The 17,238-nt window shown below is 68.3% G+C and carries 17 protein-coding genes; 9 read left to right on the plus strand and 8 right to left on the minus strand.

What is annotated here, in order from left to right; translation table 11 throughout:
* Positions 1–21 precede the first annotated feature (21 nt).
* The 8 genes from ACZK1G_RS13370 (at position 22) to ACZK1G_RS13405 (ending at position 8,852) form a co-directional block, all read left to right on the plus strand.
* Positions 22–1,278, plus strand: coding sequence for a CpaE/TadZ family protein (locus tag ACZK1G_RS13370; RefSeq protein ID WP_101765654.1), 1,257 nt, complete (start codon positions 22–24; stop codon positions 1,276–1,278).
* The gene (locus ACZK1G_RS13375) at positions 1,263–2,612 is read left to right on the plus strand and encodes a TadA family conjugal transfer-associated ATPase (RefSeq protein ID WP_101765655.1); all 1,350 of its coding nucleotides are present in this window, start codon (positions 1,263–1,265) and stop codon (positions 2,610–2,612) included. The genes ACZK1G_RS13370 and ACZK1G_RS13375 overlap by 16 nt, the downstream gene beginning before the upstream one ends.
* A gap of 2 nt (positions 2,613–2,614) precedes the next feature.
* Entirely contained in the window at positions 2,615–3,571 is a 957-nt protein-coding gene (locus ACZK1G_RS13380; RefSeq protein ID WP_101765656.1) for a type II secretion system F family protein, read from the plus strand.
* Positions 3,572–3,599: 28 nt separating this feature from the next.
* Positions 3,600–4,535: a type II secretion system F family protein gene (locus ACZK1G_RS13385; protein ID WP_101765657.1), complete on the plus strand. Its 936-nt coding sequence runs from the start codon at positions 3,600–3,602 to the stop codon at positions 4,533–4,535.
* A complete protein-coding gene (locus ACZK1G_RS13390) occupies positions 4,535–5,425 on the plus strand; it encodes a tetratricopeptide repeat protein (RefSeq protein WP_101765658.1) in 891 nt (296 codons plus the stop codon). Before ACZK1G_RS13385 ends, ACZK1G_RS13390 begins: the two co-directional genes overlap by 1 nt.
* Entirely contained in the window at positions 5,422–5,883 is a 462-nt protein-coding gene (locus ACZK1G_RS13395; protein WP_101765659.1) for a DUF3613 domain-containing protein, read from the plus strand. The genes ACZK1G_RS13390 and ACZK1G_RS13395 overlap by 4 nt, the downstream gene beginning before the upstream one ends.
* A gap of 8 nt (positions 5,884–5,891) precedes the next feature.
* The gene (locus ACZK1G_RS13400) at positions 5,892–8,042 is read left to right on the plus strand and encodes a TadG family pilus assembly protein (protein WP_101765660.1); all 2,151 of its coding nucleotides are present in this window, start codon (positions 5,892–5,894) and stop codon (positions 8,040–8,042) included.
* A 105-nt stretch (positions 8,043–8,147) separates the two neighbouring features.
* Complete coding sequence (locus tag ACZK1G_RS13405) at positions 8,148–8,852, plus strand: DUF2968 domain-containing protein (RefSeq protein ID WP_049443363.1); 705 nt, start codon at positions 8,148–8,150, stop codon at positions 8,850–8,852.
* A gap of 75 nt (positions 8,853–8,927) precedes the next feature.
* On the opposite strand, the gene ACZK1G_RS13410 is transcribed toward ACZK1G_RS13405, so the two are convergent.
* Positions 8,928–9,314, minus strand: coding sequence for a hypothetical protein (locus ACZK1G_RS13410; RefSeq protein ID WP_101765661.1), 387 nt, complete (start codon positions 9,312–9,314; stop codon positions 8,928–8,930).
* Between the two features lie 186 nt (positions 9,315–9,500).
* On the opposite strand from ACZK1G_RS13410, the gene ACZK1G_RS13415 reads away from it, so the two are divergent.
* Positions 9,501–10,325: an alpha/beta fold hydrolase gene (locus tag ACZK1G_RS13415; protein ID WP_101765662.1), complete on the plus strand. Its 825-nt coding sequence runs from the start codon at positions 9,501–9,503 to the stop codon at positions 10,323–10,325.
* A gap of 104 nt (positions 10,326–10,429) precedes the next feature.
* On the opposite strand, the gene ACZK1G_RS13420 is transcribed toward ACZK1G_RS13415, so the two are convergent.
* The 7 genes from ACZK1G_RS13420 to ACZK1G_RS13450 form a co-directional block, all read right to left on the minus strand.
* A complete protein-coding gene (locus tag ACZK1G_RS13420) occupies positions 10,430–12,079 on the minus strand; it encodes an MFS transporter (protein WP_101765663.1) in 1,650 nt (549 codons plus the stop codon).
* Positions 12,073–13,356 (minus strand): alginate export family protein, encoded by a 1,284-nt coding sequence (locus tag ACZK1G_RS13425; protein WP_101765664.1) that lies wholly within the window; start codon positions 13,354–13,356, stop codon positions 12,073–12,075. The genes ACZK1G_RS13420 and ACZK1G_RS13425 overlap by 7 nt, the downstream gene beginning before the upstream one ends.
* Complete coding sequence (locus ACZK1G_RS13430) at positions 13,335–15,182, minus strand: amidohydrolase (protein ID WP_197622223.1); 1,848 nt, start codon at positions 15,180–15,182, stop codon at positions 13,335–13,337. Before ACZK1G_RS13430 ends, ACZK1G_RS13425 begins: the two co-directional genes overlap by 22 nt.
* Positions 15,183–15,301: 119 nt before the next feature.
* Positions 15,302–15,727 carry a DoxX family protein gene (locus ACZK1G_RS13435; RefSeq protein ID WP_101765666.1) on the minus strand — a complete coding sequence of 142 codons (426 nt, stop codon included), beginning with the start codon at positions 15,725–15,727 and terminating at the stop codon, positions 15,302–15,304.
* Between the two features lie 2 nt (positions 15,728–15,729).
* Positions 15,730–16,386: a hydrolase gene (locus ACZK1G_RS13440; RefSeq protein ID WP_049422794.1), complete on the minus strand. Its 657-nt coding sequence runs from the start codon at positions 16,384–16,386 to the stop codon at positions 15,730–15,732.
* On the minus strand, positions 16,383–16,799 hold the full coding sequence (locus tag ACZK1G_RS13445; RefSeq protein ID WP_233490782.1) for a helix-turn-helix domain-containing protein: 417 nt from the start codon (positions 16,797–16,799) through the stop codon (positions 16,383–16,385). The genes ACZK1G_RS13440 and ACZK1G_RS13445 overlap by 4 nt, the downstream gene beginning before the upstream one ends.
* Before the next feature lie 77 nt (positions 16,800–16,876).
* Complete coding sequence (locus tag ACZK1G_RS13450) at positions 16,877–17,209, minus strand: hypothetical protein (RefSeq protein ID WP_049443355.1); 333 nt, start codon at positions 17,207–17,209, stop codon at positions 16,877–16,879.
* Positions 17,210–17,238 lie beyond the last annotated feature (29 nt).

Here is a 17,238-nt window from a genome sequence, read left to right on the forward strand (position 1 = left end):
GATGCCTGCGATACCACGCCCATGCCCTACGCCACTGCCCAGCCGCTGCATCCGCAAGGACCCCCGATGAACGTGGTCCTGTATGGCATGGATCGCGAACTGCTGCCCCGGCTGGCCGCCAAGCTGCCGCCGAGCACCGCCCTGCATTGGCAGGACAGCAACGCGCCCACCTCCGCGCAGGACCTGCAACGCGGCCCGCAGAGCCTGGTGCTGCTCGACTTCCGGCCAGAGCATGCGGCTGCCTCAAGCGTGCTGGCACAGCAGCTGCAGCAGACCCAACCCGACCTGCCCCTGGTGGCAGTGGGGGCCACCAGCGCCGGCCAGGTCGAAGGCGTGGTGATCGCACTGCGCGCTGGCCTGCGCGATGTACTGGACCTGGACAGTGACGACGCAGGCATCGAGGCGGCCCTGCGGCGCGCCCTGTCTCCGCGCCCGGCAGCGGTTGCCCAGCACGCGCACAAGGCACGCCTGATCGTGCTGCTGGGCGTGCGCGCCGGCGTCGGCACCAGCACCCTGGCCGCACATCTTTCGGTGCTGGCGCAGCAGGCGCGCGCCCTAGCCCAGGGCGAAGCCCTGCAGCAGGACGGCCTGCTGATGGAGCTGGCGCAACCCTCCGGTGACCTCGCGCTGTACCTCAATCTCGACAGCCGATTCCATTACGAAGACGCGCTGCGCAACGCCAGCCGCATCGATGCCACCCTCGCCCGCACGGCCATGGCGCGCCATGACTCCGGACTGGTGCTGCTGGATCGTGCCAGTGGCGGCGATGCCGTTCCGCCCTCCGATCCTGGCGCGCTGCTGCAACGCCTGCGCGGCGTGTTTGCCAGCGTGCTGTGCGACGCCGGCGGCTGCCCGCTGCGGCAGCTTCCGCCCCTGCTGCTGGACCAGGCTGACGAGATCTGGCTGGTCACCGATGCATCGATCGCCACGCTGGTCTCGCTGGACCAGGCGCTGAAGCATCTGGCGGGCCAGCGCGAGCGCGAGAAGCGCCTGCAGCTGGTGATCAACCGCCACGATGACAGCAGCGGCATGAGCCCGGAACAGATCGCGCGCCGCTTCGAAGTACCGCTGCTGGCGACGCTGCCCGAACGACCGCGCGTGCGCCTGGCCGCCAGCCAGGGCCACCTGCTGCTGCAGGATGCGCCGCGCGACCCCTATCTGCGTGCCCTCGCCCCGCTCGTGTCACGCCTGGATCCGGCCGCCTGCCCGGTCCAGCCGCATGGCCTGCGGGAAAGACTCTCCCTTGCCCTGGGTGGATCGCAATGGAAGACAAGGTAACCCCGTTCCCGCATGCCGTTGCCCGCCCGGTGCTGCCCGAAACTACCCCGGGCCACCTGCCGTTCGCGCAGACCGAGCAGTACCAGAAGGTGCTGTCGGCCGCGCATGAGCACCTGCTCAACAGCATCGAGGACGAGCGCATCGACATCGATTCCTGGGCCCCGGACACCATCGCCCGCTGGGTGCAGGTGCAGACCGTGGGCTTCATCCAGGAATGGCGCATCCCGATCAACGAGGAAGAGATGCAGGTGGTCGCCGAGGGCCTGGTCAAGGAGCTGACCGGTTTCGGCCCGCTCGACGACCTGCTCCACGACCCCTCCATCGAAGACATCCTGATCAACGGCTTCAAGGACGTGCACGTTTCGCAGGGCGGCCAGCTCAGGCGCGCCACCCAGCGCTTCACCGATGACACCCACCTGCTGCGCATCCTGCGCCGCATCCTCGCGCCGCTCGGCCGCCGGCTGGATGATTCCAACCCGATGGTCGACGCGCGCCTGCCCAACGGCGGCCGCCTCAACGCGATCATCTCGCCGCTGGCGGTGGACGGACCGATGGTGTCCATCCGCAAGTTCCGCAAGGACCCGTTCACCCCCGACGAGCTGCTCGCCAAGGGCACCTTCGATGCGCCGATGCAGGCCCTGCTGAAGGCGATGGTGCTGGGCCGCTGCAACATCCTGGTCTCCGGCGGCACCAGCTCGGGCAAGACCTCGCTGCTCAATGCCCTGGCCAGCTACGTGCCGGCCAACGAGCGCGTCATCACCGTGGAAGACACCGCCGAGCTTTCGCTGAACCATCCGCACGTGGTGCGCCTGGAGAGCCGGATCGGCGGCGCCGAGGGCCAGGGCGCGGTCAGCATCCGCGACCTGGTGCGCAACAGCCTGCGCATGCGCCCGGACCGCATCGTGGTCGGCGAAGTGCGTGGCGCAGAAGTGCTGGAAATGCTGCAGGCGATGAACACCGGCCACGACGGATCGATGGCCACCATCCACGCCAACACGCCGCGCGACTGCCTGTACCGCATCGAGATGCTGGCCGGCTTTGCTGGCTTCCAGGGCAGCGAGGACAGCCTGCGCCGGCAGATCGCCAGCGCCATCGATTTCATCGTGCAGATCTCGCGGCTGGGCAGCGGGCGCCGGGTGCTGGTCTCGATCACCGAAATCACCGGGGTCAGCGACAACCTGATCACCACCCAGGAGATGTTCCGCCACGAGGTACAGATCGACGGCAGCGGCCGCGAGACCGACCGCTGGATCGGCCTGGGCTTCCATCCGCATTCGCACAAGCTGGAGCCGTTCCGCCAGCAGCTGCGCGAATCACTCTACGGGGACTTCTGAGCATGGGCACCGGCCTGCTGCTGGGCGTGTTGAGCATCATCTCGGTGCTGCTGGCGCTGGCCGTCTGGCTGTGGGGCACCGCCAGCAGCCGCGAGCAGCGCCAGGCCTCGTTGCAGCATGCCGAGCAGCAGCTGGCGCGCGGCAGCGCCGCCAGTGCGGTACCGGCCGGGCCCGCCGTTGCCGCAGCCAACGATTCCGCCCGCCCCGCCAGCAGTGGGAGCCGTGTACTGCCCTGGGACGGCGTGCTGCAGCGCGCCGGCCTGCAGCCGGGCTGGAAGCTGCCACTGATGCTGCTGGTGCCCGGCCTCGTGCTTGCAGTCGTGGCGGCGATGCGGCTGGGCACGGCCTGGATGTTTCCGCTGACCCTGCTGCTGTACCTGCTGGGCTGCTGGCTGTGGGTGATGCGCCGGATCACGAAACTGCGTGCGCAGCTGCTGCACCAGATGCCGGACTTCCTCGACAACCTGGTCCGCCTCACCGCGCTGGGCAACAGCCTGCAGGCCGCGTTCCAGGTGTCTTCGATGCAGACCAGCGCACCACTGCGTGGCCTGCTCGACACCACGGTGCGCTATGCGCGCAGCGGCATGGACCTGGATCGCGCGTTGAGCCTGGCCGCGCAGCCATATCGCATGGACGTGCTGAAGGTGCTGGCGGTGGTGATCGGGGTGAGCGTGCGCATCGGCGGCCGCGCCGACCAGATCCTGCAGCGCATGGGCGACTTCATGCGCGACCTGGAGCAGGCCCAGCAGGAGCTGGCGGCCACCACTTCGGAAACGCGCATGTCGGCCTGGGTACTGGGGCTGCTGCCACCGGCCAGTGCGGTGCTGATGGCGATCTCCAGCCCGGCGTTCTTCCAGCCGGTGCTGCATGACCCGCTCGGTCACAGGATCCTGCTGATCGCACTGGGCCTGGAACTGCTCGGAGCGTTCCTGCTGTACCGCCTGGCCAAGTCGCTATGACCGCCCGCCGCCGCCACGGAGGTGCCCGATGAGCGCCACTGCCTGGTTCGCTCTCTCACTGCTGGTGTTGGCGGCCGGTGTCGCCCTGCTCGGCATTGCCGGCTGGGTGCGCAGCCATCGCGAGCACCGCACCTCGGCCACGCTGAAGACCGCCCTGCAACCGCGCGACGAAACCCGCGACAGCGAGGCCACCCGCCGCGACTCGCTGGGCTGGCTGGAGCGCTTCGGCCGCTCGCTCAGTGGTGGCCGCCTGGAGGCCGCGCTGCTGGCCAACGAGGACAAGCTGCTGCTGGACCTGGCCGGCTGGAATACACGCCGGGGCACGGCCATCTACCTGGGCCTGCGCCTGCTGCTTGCGCTGCTGGTGCTGGCCCTGGCGCTGGCGTTCAGCAGCGCGCACGGGCTGGCCAAGGTGATGGTGGTGATCGGTGCGCTGGCAGCCGGGCTGCTGCTGCCCAAGTTCGTGCTGTCGTCGTGGGTCAAGCGCCGGCGCCGCGCGGTCGAGAACGAGCTGCCCCTGCTGATCGACCTGCTGCGCCTGCTGCAGGGCGTGGGCTTCAGCATGGACCAGAGCCTGCAGACGCTGGGCGACAAGCTGCGCGATGCGCTGCCGGTACTGGGCGGCGAACTGCAGGAAGCGAACGTGGCCTACACCCACGGCCGCACCCGCGCGCAGTCACTGCGTCGGTTGAGCGAGGTCTACGCGGATGACGACCTGACCAGCCTGATGCAGCTGATCCTGCAGGTGCATGCACACGGCGGCGCAGTGCAGGAACCGCTGCGCCAGTTCAGCATCCGCCTGCGCGAACAGCGCCGCAACACGTTGAAGGAAAAGGTCGGCAAGCTCTCGGTGAAGATGACCGTGGTGATGATGCTGACCCTGTTGCCGGCACTGATGCTGGTGCTTGCCGGTCCAGCGCTGGTCGCGCTGGCCACCACCATGTCCAAGATGGGATCGCCCTGATGCCTGCCCTGCGCACTTCCTGCCTGCTGCTTGCCGCCGCCCTCGCCGCCCTGGCCAGTGGCTGCGCCTCGACCACGCCGAAGTACGTGCGGGCGCCCAGCCTTGCGCCGCCGGAACCCGATCCACAGGACAGCCGCAACGCCTACCTGGAACTGATCGAACGCATGCAGCAGCAGGGCGCCTGGTATGCCTCGCTGGCCCACGTGGAGGCCTTCCGCCAACGCTATGGTGATCGCCCTGCCCTGCGCCTGCTGCAGGCCGACGCACTGCGCGAGACCGGCCAGACCGACGCAGCGGCCACGCTGTATCGCGAGCTGTCCAGCGGGCCGCAGGCCGCCGCTGCCGCGCATGGCCTGGGCCTGATCGCTGCACGCCGCGACGACGATGCAGGCAGCGAACAGGCGCTGGCGCGCGCCACGCAGTTGCAGCCCTTGAACACCGACTACCTTGGCGACCTGGGCTATGCGCGGCTGCGCGCCGGCCAGTTCGACCAGGCGCGCGAGCCGCTGGCCAAGGCCCTGGAGCTTTCGCCAGGCAACGCCAAGGCCACGGCCAATCTCGCACTGTGGGCGGTACTGCGCGGCGATCAGGCCACGGCAGAGCGCCTGTCGGAACAGGCCAACCTCAACGAGGAAACGCGCCGCAGCATCCAGCAACAGGCCCAGCAGATCCGTACGCGCCTGCAGCAGCGGCAGGCTGCGGCCACCGTCAACGCCCCGGCGCCTGAGCTCACGGCCAGCAGCGAACGCGGCGCCCGTGCATCGGGCAGCACCCGGCTGGCAGCCGAACCACGCCGCGAAGCACGTGACGAGCGCGATCCGCAGCGCCTGCCACCGTCGATGCTGGAACGCTTCAGCACCACCGATCACCCGACCGGAAGCACCCCATGACCGCGATGCGCCTGACCCGACGCCTGTTGCCCGTGCTGTCCTGCCTGCTTGCTGCCGGTGCCGTGCAGGCACAGCAACAGCCATTGACCGGACAGATGCTCGGTGGCCCCTTGCCGTCGGCACCGGCCGCAGCGCCGATGCAGGCCGAGCCGCTTCCCACCGTGGAGCTGTCCTCACCCGCCGCATCCGCAGCGGTGGCTGCGGCACCGCCGGCAATCCCCGCAACCGACGTTGCACCACCGGCAACACCGCGTGCGCGCCTGCAGAGCGGCGAGGCCACCCGCAACCTGTTCCGCATGCAGGCGTCGGGGCAGCAGGCCGGCCAGCGCCTGCCGATCCTGGGTGACCAGGCCACGCTGAGCTATGCGCGTTACCTGAAGAGCTTTGAACACGAGATCCCGGACTTCTTTGAGACCGATGTTGCCCGGTCCAAGGACGCCTCTTCCTCCGGACGCTGAGGTCGGCCATGAAACGCCCACGCCAGTTCAGTTTCAGTCGCCCACGCGGCGGCATGTCGGTCACGATGATGCTGGTCATGCTGGCGCTGCTGGCCATGCTGGGCCTGATCGAGATCGGCTATCTGTTCTGGGCCAAGCGTGATGCGCAGAAGGTAGCCGACCTGGCCGCACTGGCCGGCGCACAGCGGCTGGAGCTGTGCAGCGCGGACAACAGCGACAACAGCGCAGCCCGGCAAAACGCGCTGGCCCAGAACAGGTTCGCAGGCACCCTGCAGATCCGCTGCGGCAACTGGAGTGCCAGCCGCGGCACCAGCAACCGTTTCGTCACCAGCGTTGATGCCAGCAACCCGCGCAATGCCGTGCAGGTGATCGCCGAGCGCAGCGTGCTGCCCTTCTTCGGCCAGAACACCAGCCTGCCGACCGTCAGCGTGCAGGCAGTAGCCCGCCGCTCGGAGCCCACGGCGGTGTTCGCGGTGGGCTCGCAGCTGCTGCGTACCAATGGCAATTCCGTACTGCTGTCGACCCTGCGCCTGGTCGGCCTGGACGTCACCAATGCCACGGTGCTGTCCTATGACGGCCTTGCCCAGGCCAACGTCACGCCATCCGGCCTGCTGAAGGCACTCAACATCCCGGTGAGCGCCAACCTCAGCGTGGCCGATTTCAACCGCCTGCTGTCGGTCAACAAGATCTCGCTGGCGCAGCTGGTCGATGCCACCGCCACCGTCGTCGGCCGTGACTCGACGGTGGGCGTGCAGCTGCGCGCCCTGTCCGACCTGGTCGCCACCCAGCTGGACATCAACAAGCTCAACATCGTGCTCGGCAGCCAGGCCGGCGGCGGTGGCCTGTTCGCGGAAGTTGTCTCACCCGACGGCACCGTCGGCAGCGCGCTGGAATCGAAGATCAACGTGCTCAACCTGATCAACACCGCCATCTCCATCGCCAACGATGGCAACGGCGTGACGATCAAGGGGCTGGATCTGCTGGGCATCAACATCCAGGGCGGCGTGGTCGAACCGCCGTCGATCGCCATCGGCGGCGTCGGCACCCGTGCCTACAATGCGCAGGTGCGGTTGATGGTGGACGTGGACAGCAACAACCTGTTCGCGCTGGGGCCGCTGCTGAACCTGCTCGGCACGCGCCTGCACCTGCCGCTGCACGTCGACGTGGCCAACGGCATGGGCACGCTGACCGGCATCCAGTGCGGCGCCAGTCCCCCCAAGGCCACCATCCAGGTCGATTCATCGGTGCTGCGTGCCTGCGTCGGCAATGTCGACCCCGCACAGCGCTTCTCCAAGGCCAATGTCTGCGACGCCACGCTGCAGAACGAACAGCTGTTGAAGCTGCTGGGCCAGCCGCTGATCAATGACAAGATCACCCTCCCCGCGCTGACCAGCTCGCAGAACCTGACCCTGGCCGCAGGCGAGACCGGCTCGACCCGGATCAACCCGCTAGCGATCGGTGACGCGGTGTCGAGCCTGGTCAACGAACTGCTGCGGGTGCTGTCGGGCATGCTCAGCTCACCCAAGCAGGGCATGAGCGCCAACGACACGGCCAAGGCGCTGGCCGACCGCTACCTGCAGGCGGCCTTCCCCACTGGCGGGCGCTACAACGTCGACCAGGTCATCCCGCTGCTGCGCGATGGCGACCCGGCACGCAATCTCGCGCCGCTGGGCAACTGGACGGTGAAGAATGGCGTCCCCAAGCCTTGCCTGCTGGGCCTGACCACCTGCTGGGAAGACGGCTCGGTGTGGACCGGCTACAAGACCACCGTCACCGGCCAGGGCCTGGGCCTGCTCGATGGCCTGCTCGGCTCGCTGGTCGGCGGCCTGCTGATCAACCGCTGCGACAGCCTGCTCGGCAACCTGATCGACTACAACGGCTGCGTGCGCAACAACCTGGCGTCGTACATCCAGACCGCGCCGGCGGGTTTCCTCGATGGTGCCGGTGGCAGCGGCGTCACCAACCCCGACGGCAGCGTCAGCTGCAGCGGCCTGCTGTGCACCCTGCTGAAGCCGATCCTGGCCGCACTGCGGCCGGTGCTCAACAGTGTCGGCACCCTGCTGACCAACCTGCTGGCCAGCGTGCTGGGCCTGGAGCTGGGCCGGACCGACGTCAACGTGCAGTCGATCCAGTGCAGCGCCGCACAGCTGGTCTATTGAAATCGAGCCGTGACGGGCGCCCTTGGCGGCGCCCGCGCGCATGCTAGACTCCCGGCGGGGAACCACCTTCATCTCAACCCACACTCATCCGTGGATGGTCTAGACATGCGAGAAACTTCAGGGGGCGCGGTCTTCGCCCGGCACGCGCGCAGCGCGGCAGTGCTGGCCGTGGCCATGATGCTGGTGGCACCGGCGGCGATGGCCGCACGTGGCGACCGTGAGCCTGCAGCCGAACCGGCGCGCAGCGCGCCGGTGGTGCGCAATACCGTGGACGAACTCAAGCAGTTGATGGATTCGCGCCAGCTGACCGAGCTGCGCACCACCTACAACGGCAACTACGGCGCCAGCCTGCTGTTCAATGCCAACACCCTGACCTACTACGTCGCCCTGTTCCAGGAGAAGAACTTCTGGCGGGTGATCAAGACCGATGCGGTGGACAACGCCGAACGTGTCTACCGCACCTTCGCGCAGCAGTCCGAGCAGCTGGCCCAGGTCTACATCGACACCACCCGCCTGGAAGCCGGCAAGCGCTACACCGAGCGCCTGGTGGCCTACAACGAAGAACGCCTGCGCACCCTGCAGCAGGAAATGGAGCAGCAGCAGGCGCAGTCGGCGCAGGTCAGCGCCGCCCTGCAGCAGGCCCAGCAGCAGGCCGTCAGCCTCAGCACCGATGTGCAGAGCACCAACAGCCAGCTGGACGCCCTGCAGCGCCGCATCCAGATCCTGCAGGCCGAACAGGGCAACCCGGAGTTGAGCCTGCCCAAGCCGGACAGCGTGCCCGCACCGGCCGCCGCCAGCGACGGTCGCTGAAACCTGCACTTACGCTACTTCACGCAACGGCGCTCTACGGCGCCGTTGTCGTTTTCGGCACTTCAGCAACTCACTTCACTGGCAGGCGCCGTAGACCGCGTCATCCAGCTGCCGGCGCTGCACGAAATCCAGCCGTCGGCGCTTGAGCAACTCCCGCTCGCGCTGCCGGCGCGCACGCTCGCAGGCCGCCGCATCCGTGCTGATCGTGATCAACGCGCCCTGCGCCCGGGTGGCACGCCGCGGGCGACGTGACGGCTTCGGTTGCGTGACTGCGGGAACCACCGCACCGCGGGACAATGACTGCTCCGCCGGGACCTCCCAGCGCCACGCCGCACGACCCTGGCAGGGTGTCTGCTGGTAGACCGGATGCGGTCCATCCACGCATTTGTAGACGTTGGTCTGCGCCGGCGCGGCTATCGGCAACAGCAGGCACACCATCAGGGACCATCGCGTGGCGGGCATCCGGGCATTCCACAGGCAGGCTGCGGACATCCTCGGCCCGCGACTCCGGTCCCGCCAGAGCGGTATGCGTCACATCCTTTGCAATCCAGCACAGCGGTGCAAGTCCGTCGCCGGCACCTGCGCTCTACTGCCGGAGGCACCGGCAGCCTGCCGATGCCTTCCCTCCCTTCCGCCAAGGAACCTGCAATGAGCAACTTCGTCACCGTCGCCGACGGCGCCCGCATCTTCTACAAGGACTGGGGCAACGGCCAGCCGATCGTGTTCGCCCACGGCTGGCCGCTGTCCTCCGATGCCTGGGACCCGCAGATGCTGTTCATGGGCCAGAACGGCTTCCGCGTGATCGCCCACGACCGCCGCAGCCACGGCCGTTCCAGCCAGACCTGGGACGGCAACAACATGGACACCTACGCCGACGACCTGGCTGCGGTGATCGAGGCGCTGGACCTGAAGGACGCGATCCTGGTCGGCCATTCCACCGGCGGCGGCGAAGTGGCCCACTACATTGGCCGCCACGGCAGCACGCGCGTGGCCAAGGTGGTGCTGGTCGGCGCCGTGCCGCCGCTGATGCTGAAGACCGCTGCGAACCCGGCCGGTACCCCGCTGGAGGTCTTCGACGGCATCCGCAAGGGTACCGGTGGCGACCGTTCGCAGTTCTTCAAGGACCTGGCCACCCCGTTCTTCGGCGCCAACCGCGATGGCAACACGGTCACCCAGGGCATGCGTGATTCGTTCTGGCTGCAGGGCATGCTCGGTGGCGTCAAGGGCCAGTACGACTGCGTGCACGAATTCTCGGAAGTGGACTACACCGAAGACCTGCAGAAGATCGACGTGCCGGCACTGGTCGTGCACGGCGACGACGACCAGATCGTTCCGTTCGATGCCTCGGCCAAGCTCTCCTCGCAGATCATCAAGGATGCCGAACTGAAGGTATACCCCGGTGCCCCGCACGGCCTGACCGTCACCCACGCCGAGCAGTTCAACGCCGACCTGCTGGCATTCGCACGCAGGTGATGTGCTGCGGCGGCGCCACCCAGCGCCGCCGCACAAAAAGGGGACGGAGGGGATTAAGTCGTTTGTGCACAAACGACTTAATCCCCTCCGTCCCCTTTTTTGGGTCAGATATCGCTGTGGTGGTGTGGCACGCCGGTCTTCGGCAGCGGGTCGTGCCCACCCACGAAATGACGCACCACCGGTGCACGCTCGCCCCGATGCAACGCGCGCAGCATCTCCTGGATCGCCTTGTCGTCGGCGGTGATGCGTTCGTGCTGGCGCAGGTGCTCCAGCCACGACGGGGTCACGAAATACTCCAGGTGGATGCCCGGGGTGGCCACATCCTCGACCACGCCCCAGACCACGGCGCCATCGCGGCGACGGATCGTGCCCAGTGCGCGCATCTGCGCCTGGAAGGCGGCGCGATCAGCGTCATCGATGCGGTACTCGATGGTCACCAGCACCGGGCCGCGATCGTTGGAAACCGGCACCGACAGTTCGGGGGCCGGCCAGTGCCCCGCCGGGCGCAGGTTGAGGTCTTCGGTGCCAGCGATGCGCACGCGCCACACCAGCAATCCACCGATCACCGCACCCGCGGCGGCCACCAGCAAGGCCAGTTCCGGCGAGGTGCGCTGTGCCAGCGCGCCCCAGCTCAGCCCGCCGGCAGCCATGCCGGCAGAGAACACCATGATGTACAACGCCAATGCACGCGCACGCACCCACGCCGGCACCGCGGTCTGCGCGGCGATCTGCAGCGACGACAGCACGGTGATCCAGGCAAAGCCATTGATCAGCATCACCAGCGGCAGCACGTACCAGCTGCGGGTCAGCGCCAGGCCGACCAGGCTCAGGGCCAGCGACAGGGTGGCCAGCAGCACCAGCAGGTCACGATCCATCTGTGCGCGCAGCTTCGGCAGCAGCAACGCACCACCCACCGCACCGATGCCGATGCAGCCGAGCAGCATGCCGTACTGCCCCGCCCCGCCATGCATCTGCCCGCGTACCACCACCGGCAGCAGTGCATTCATCGCTGCGGCAAAGAAGAAGAAGCCGACCGACTTGATCAACACTGCCTGCAACCGCCCGGCGCGGCTCGCATAACGCAGGCCCGCCTTCAGGCCAGCACCGAACCCTTCCGGCGGCAGGCTGGACTGCTTCGGGTCGCGCTTCCAGCCCCACACCACGAACAGCATCGCGGCGAAAGTGATGGCGTTGAAGCCGAACGCCCAGACCGCGCCCAGCTGGGCGACGATCACGCCGCCGATGGCCGGGCCGATCGAGCGTGCGATGTTGATGCCGATCGAGTTCAGCGCCACCGCCGAAGCCAGCATCGGCTGCGGCACCAGTTCGGACACGATCGCGGCCTGCGCTGGCATCGCCATCGCCGCCCCGCAGCCCATGCAGAAGGTCAGCAGCACCAGCAGTTGGGGGGTCAGCATGTCCATCGCGGTCAGTGCCGCCATCACCGCCGCGACCAGCAGCATCCAGCCCTGGGTGGCCAACAGGTACCTGCGGCGATCGACGATGTCGGCCAGGGTTCCGGCGGCCAGTGCCAGCAGCACGATCGGCACGGTGGTGGCCGACTGCACCAGGGCCACCATCAACGGTGAGCCGGTACGCTCGGCCATCACCCAGGCAGCGGCCACGTCATTGACCCAGGTGCCGATGTTGCTGGCCAGGATCGCCAGCCAGATCGAGCGGAACATCTGGACCTTCAGCGGGGACCAGGCGCCTGCGGCCTGTGCGGGGGGTTGCGACGCGGTTGCGTTCACCATTGCCATGCTCCAACGATCGAGGCGAACAACGTGTCCTGGCCACCGGCCTGCCTCAGTGCAGGCCCGGCATCGACCCAGGCCAGCTGCAGCTGCCATTGCCAGTGTTCGCTGGCCTGCCAGCGGGTTTCGGATTTGTACTGAGTACCGATGCGGCGCGCGCCGCCGGCGCTGCCCGGCAACGCCACCAGCGGTGCGGGCGTGGTGTAGACCGCATCCGCGCGACGATGCTTCCAGGCCATCTGTACGCCCAGTTCCGTCGTCACCGCGTCGTGCAGGCGCAGGGTCAGGGTCGGCTGGACGTCCATCAGGTTGGCCGGGGCCAGCAGGCTGGCCTCGCTGAAATAGGCCGACTTCGGGAACAAGGCGTTGAAGGTTCCCAGGCGGCCGTCATGCAGGTTGCCATCGCCACTGGCGATGTCGGCCTTCAGCCCCAGCCGCGGCTGCAGCGGCAGGTTCGTCCAGCGCCAGCCCGTATCGGTAGCCAGCGTCCAGGCGCGGATATCGAGCGTGCCGGCGGTCGTCCGCAGTTCACCGCCCTGCGCCACCAGCTCGCTGTTCCAGTCCAGTGCACCGGCCTGGCCGAACCAGCGCGTGCCCAGGGTCTGCCGACGTTCGGCACCGCTGCCTGCGGCGAAGCGCGCGCCGTCGCGGCGGTAGTCCAGCAGGTACAGATCCCACTGTCCCGCGCCCTGTCCACGCGCCGTGGTGGCATAGGCACCCCACAGATGGGCGCCGTGTTCGCCGCGATCATCGAAGGCGCCCGGCCGGTTCTCCACCGGACGCAGCGCCATCAGATCAAGCGTGCCCAGGCGACCTTTCCAGCCTGCACGTGCACCGTCGAACGCCAGGCGGATGTTCGGTCCATCGCGCACCGACAGCAGCCGTGAGCTGCCGTAGCCGGCTTCCTGCCGGCCCAGCTGCAGATGAAGGCCACCGTGCTGCCAGCGCCAGTACGCCTGCTGCACATCAAGCGCGCTGCGGTCGGTGCGGCCCGGGCCGCCGGCTTTGCCATTCTCAGCATGCACGCCCAGCTGCAGCTTTGCCTGCCAGGTCTCTTCCACATAGGTGGCCGAGGCCAGCGCGCGCAGCAGGCCATAGCCATCCTCGCCACCGCCAACGCCGAACCGGCTCGGGTCGTAGTACAGGCCACGCACGCGCAGCGACGCGTCCCATTGCAGTTCGCCGTCGCCCGCGTCACTGCAGTGACCGCCGTCGCAGGCCAGCGCCAGCGAGGGCACGGCCAGCAGCGCCAGGCTCAGAACGCGAAACACGAGCATCCCATCGCGCCCCAGAACGCGGTCAGGTCGTCGGCGGGTGCAGCATGCCGGGCCGCATGGCCGTGCGCGCCGTGGGTGCTGCAGGCCACACCGTGATGGTGGTGATGCGCGGCGGCCAACCCGGTGGCGGTACCGCCGACATGGTAGCCACCAAACCTGTTGACCGGCGACCAGTTGGGCATCGCCGGCGGCAGCTGTGGCGCAAGCCCTGCATAGTCGGCGTCGGCATGCACGATGCGGCCGCCAACCACGGTCAACACGCTGGTGATGTCGGCGATCTGCGCATCATCCACGCGGAAGAAGTCGGCCGAAAGCAGGATGAAGTCGGCGAGCTGGCCGGCCTTCAGCGTGCCCTTCACCGCTTCGTCGCCGGAGAACCAGGCGCTGCCCTGGGTCCACAGGCGCAGCGCCTGCTCACGTTCGAGCAGGTTCTCATCGCCATACAGGGCCAGCCCGCCCACGGTGCGTCCGGTCACCAGCCAGGACAACGCCACCCACGGGTTGTAGCTGGCCACACGGGTGGCATCGGTTCCGGCACCGACCGGCACGCCTTCGGCCAGCATGCGCTTGACCGGCGGCGTATGCCGCGCCGCCTGCACGCCGTAGCGCTCGACAAAGGCCTCGCCCTGGTAGGCCATGCGATGCTGCACGGCAATGCCGCCGCCCAGCGCGCGGATGCGTTCGATGTTGCGCGGGGTGATGGTCTCGGCGTGGTCGATGAACCAGTGCAGGCCATCGAACGGCACCTCGCGGTTGACCTGTTCGTACACATCGAGGATGCGGGTGATGCTCTCGTCGTACGTTGCATGGATGCGGAACGGCCAACGCTTCTCGACCAGCAGCTTCACCACGTCGTGCAGTTCCGGTTCCAGCTCCGGCGGCAGTTCCGGGCGCGGCTCGTTGAACAGCTCGAAGTCGGCCGCGGAGAACACCAGCATCTCGCCGGCACCGTTGTGGCGCAGCAGGTCATCGCCCTGTCGCGGCTCCAGCATCTCGCTCCAGCCGCGGAAATCGTCCACTTCCTTGCCCTTGTTCTGGGTGAACAGGTTGTAGGCGATGCGCACCGTCAGCTGGTCATCGCGATGCAGCTGCTCGATGACCTGGTAGTCCTCGGGATAGTTCTGGAAACCACCGCCGGCATCGATCACCGACGTGATGCCGAGCCGGTTCAGTTCGCGCATGAAATGGCGCGTCGAGTTGGCCTGGTACTCGATCGGCAGGCGTGGCCCCTTGGCCAGCGTCGCGTACAGGATCAGCGCATTGGGCTTGGCCAGCAGCAGCCCGGTCGGGTTGCCGAGCGAGTCACGCACGATCTGCCCACCCGGCGGATCCGGCGTGTCCTTGGTGTAGCCACAGGCGCGCAACGCGGCACGGTTGAGCAGCGCCCGGTCATACAGGTGCAGCAGGAACACCGGCGTGTCCGGCGCGATGTCGTTGAGCTCCTGCAGCGTCGGCAGGCGCTTCTCGTTGAACTGCGCGGCAGTGAAGCCACCGACCACACGGACCCACTGCGGTGCCGGGGTACGGTCGACCTGCGCCTTGAGCATCGCCATCGCGTCGGCCAGCGAACGCAGGCCGTCCCAGCGCAGCTCCAGGTTGTAATTCAGGCCACCGCGGATCAGATGGGTATGGCTGTCGTTGAGCCCGGGCAGCAGGCGCCGGCCCTGCGCGTCGACCAGGGTCGCTTCGTTGCCCCAGCCGCGCATGATCTCCTCGTCGCTGCCGACGGCAACGATGCGCCCGTCCTGCACGGCCAGCGCCTGTGCATGCGGCTGCTGAGGGTCGAGGGTGGTGATGCGGGCATTGCGGATGACCAGCGTGCTCATGCGACGCTCCTTGGAAGTGGAATCGAGTGCGGCACCGGCACGGCCGGCCAGGCCCAGCGCAACAGCGGCGCTGCCAGCCAGCACCACGTTGCGGCGGCCCTGATCGAGTGGATCGTGACTCATGCGAGGTCTCCTGGAAGGCGTTGGCCGTCCAGTGCCCAGGCGCCGGGCCCGGTCAGCGCGAGGGCCAGCAGTACCGTGGTCCACATCAACGGGTACTCGCTGCCACCGCGCATCCAGAACCAGCCCCTGGGCAGGGCCAACAGTACGGTGAAGCCGATGAAGGCGGCCGCCGCAAGCGCGGCGACACGGGTCTGCCAGCCCAGCAGCACGGCCAGCCCGGACAGCACCTGCAGCAGGGCCAGCAGCAGCGGCAGCGGAGCCACCGCTGGCAGGCCGAAGCCACGCAGCTCGGTGGCGAAGCCGCCCAGCCCCGGTCCACCAAACCAGCCGAACAGCTTGCCCAGCGCGTGCGGCAGCAGGAAGCCTCCTGCCGCCACGCGCAGCATCAGCAGGGCCAGGTCGAGGCCATGGCCAGCCAGCATGCTCAGTGCCCGCCTTCCTGCGCGCCGAACATGCGCTTGGCGTACTGGATGCCGATGCCATAGCCACCGGCGTGGTCGCGGGCGATGCCGGTGGTCAGCTCGTAGGTCTCACCCCGTGCCCAGTCGCGCTGCAGCTCAAGCAGGTACTGCACGCTGGTCATCGGCACCGCACCGGCCTGCACCATGCGGGTGATCGCACGCTCGTGGGCTTCTTCGCTGACATCGCCGCAGGCATCGGTGATCACGTAGACCTCGAAGCCCTGCGCCAGCGCCGACAGCGCCGGACCCACGATGCAGACGCTGGTCCACAGCCCGGCAACAACCAGGCGGCGCTTGCCGATGCGGTTGATCTCATCGATCACCGGCTGATCTTCCCAGGTATTCATCGAGGTGCGGTCGAACACCGTCTGGCCCGGGAAGATCTCCGGCAGTTCCGGGAACATCGGGCCGGAGAACGACGCTTCGGCAACGGTGGTCAGCAGTACCGGCACGTTGAAGCCCTTGGCGCCCTTGCTGATCAGCGACACGTTGTTGCGCAGCGCGGAGATGTCGATCGTGTGGGTGGCGAACGCCATCTGCGACTGGAAGTCGATCAGCACCAGGGCATGGTCGGTGGGCGACAGCAGGGCCGGGGCGGGCGTGGCGGTGGCAAGGCTCATGGTTGGACTCCGTTGGAAACATGATCAGGGGGAAGCAACAGCGCGGCATCACCGGCCAGGTACTGGCCGGGGCTGCAGCCGGTCTCCGCGCGGAAGCTGCGGACGAAATGGCTCTGGTCGAAGAAGCCCAGTTGCTGCGCCAGGCACGCCATCGGCAGCTGCGCGCCGGGCAGCAGTTGCCGCGCGCGCTCGATGCGACGACGACGCACATAACGCAATGGGCTGGCGCCGGTACCGGTGCGGAACAGGCGCACCAGGTGGAAGCGGCTGACACAGGCGGCCTGCGCCAGTTCGGTCACCCGCAACGGTTGTGACAGATGCTCGTCGACGTAGCGCAGGGCGCGCTGCAATGCCGCCGCCTGGTGCGGGGCCAGCGATGCAGCGGGCGAAGCCGGCGGGGAAACAGTGGCCATGTGGGGCGCCGCGAAGGGGTGGCCCATGGTGCGTGTGCGCCGGGCGATGCCCTACCCCCGTCGGTCGAGGCCGGCACCTACCCGAATGGGGGAGGTCGATGGCCGAGCCGGCGACGACCGAACAGCCGCGCATCCAGTGAATAGGCACCCGGGCCCAGCGCCAGCAAGGCCAGCGGCAACACCACCAGTGGCCACGGCAGTGCCTGTGCATACAGGCCCAGTGTTGCCGGCACTACCGCCAGCGGCGTCAATACGCCCAGCGCGAGCATCGCCACCGCCAGCAGGCACAGCGCCGACAGCCAGCCTGCATGCGTACCCGGCGTGCACAATGCGGCGGCCAGGCACAGCCGCAGCCACAGCAGGCCGATGCCCGGACCGCGGTCGGGGAACATCACGAACAGGCGCTGCATGGCCGGGCTCCAGAGGACATGCCGGCGTG

Source organism: Stenotrophomonas sp. 109824_Sma, assembly GCF_056480025.1.

Coding starts and splice junctions, on each gene's coding strand:
- ACZK1G_RS13445 (WP_233490782.1), bottom strand. CDS start 16,799: ATGGCCACTGTTTCCCCGCCGGCTTCGCCCGCTGCATCGCTGGCCCCG.
- ACZK1G_RS13410 (WP_101765661.1), bottom strand. CDS start 9,314: ATGCCCGCCACGCGATGGTCCCTGATGGTGTGCCTGCTGTTGCCGATA.
- ACZK1G_RS13420 (WP_101765663.1), bottom strand. CDS start 12,079: ATGGTGAACGCAACCGCGTCGCAACCCCCCGCACAGGCCGCAGGCGCC.
- ACZK1G_RS13430 (WP_197622223.1), bottom strand. CDS start 15,182: ATGAGCACGCTGGTCATCCGCAATGCCCGCATCACCACCCTCGACCCT.
- ACZK1G_RS13370 (WP_101765654.1), top strand. CDS start 22: ATGCCCTACGCCACTGCCCAGCCGCTGCATCCGCAAGGACCCCCGATG.
- ACZK1G_RS13375 (WP_101765655.1), top strand. CDS start 1,263: ATGGAAGACAAGGTAACCCCGTTCCCGCATGCCGTTGCCCGCCCGGTG.
- ACZK1G_RS13395 (WP_101765659.1), top strand. CDS start 5,422: ATGACCGCGATGCGCCTGACCCGACGCCTGTTGCCCGTGCTGTCCTGC.
- ACZK1G_RS13400 (WP_101765660.1), top strand. CDS start 5,892: ATGAAACGCCCACGCCAGTTCAGTTTCAGTCGCCCACGCGGCGGCATG.
- ACZK1G_RS13415 (WP_101765662.1), top strand. CDS start 9,501: ATGAGCAACTTCGTCACCGTCGCCGACGGCGCCCGCATCTTCTACAAG.
- ACZK1G_RS13425 (WP_101765664.1), bottom strand. CDS start 13,356: ATGCTCGTGTTTCGCGTTCTGAGCCTGGCGCTGCTGGCCGTGCCCTCG.
- ACZK1G_RS13450 (WP_049443355.1), bottom strand. CDS start 17,209: ATGCAGCGCCTGTTCGTGATGTTCCCCGACCGCGGTCCGGGCATCGGC.
- ACZK1G_RS13385 (WP_101765657.1), top strand. CDS start 3,600: ATGAGCGCCACTGCCTGGTTCGCTCTCTCACTGCTGGTGTTGGCGGCC.
- ACZK1G_RS13390 (WP_101765658.1), top strand. CDS start 4,535: ATGCCTGCCCTGCGCACTTCCTGCCTGCTGCTTGCCGCCGCCCTCGCC.
- ACZK1G_RS13435 (WP_101765666.1), bottom strand. CDS start 15,727: ATGCTGGCTGGCCATGGCCTCGACCTGGCCCTGCTGATGCTGCGCGTG.
- ACZK1G_RS13380 (WP_101765656.1), top strand. CDS start 2,615: ATGGGCACCGGCCTGCTGCTGGGCGTGTTGAGCATCATCTCGGTGCTG.
- ACZK1G_RS13405 (WP_049443363.1), top strand. CDS start 8,148: ATGCGAGAAACTTCAGGGGGCGCGGTCTTCGCCCGGCACGCGCGCAGC.
- ACZK1G_RS13440 (WP_049422794.1), bottom strand. CDS start 16,386: ATGAGCCTTGCCACCGCCACGCCCGCCCCGGCCCTGCTGTCGCCCACC.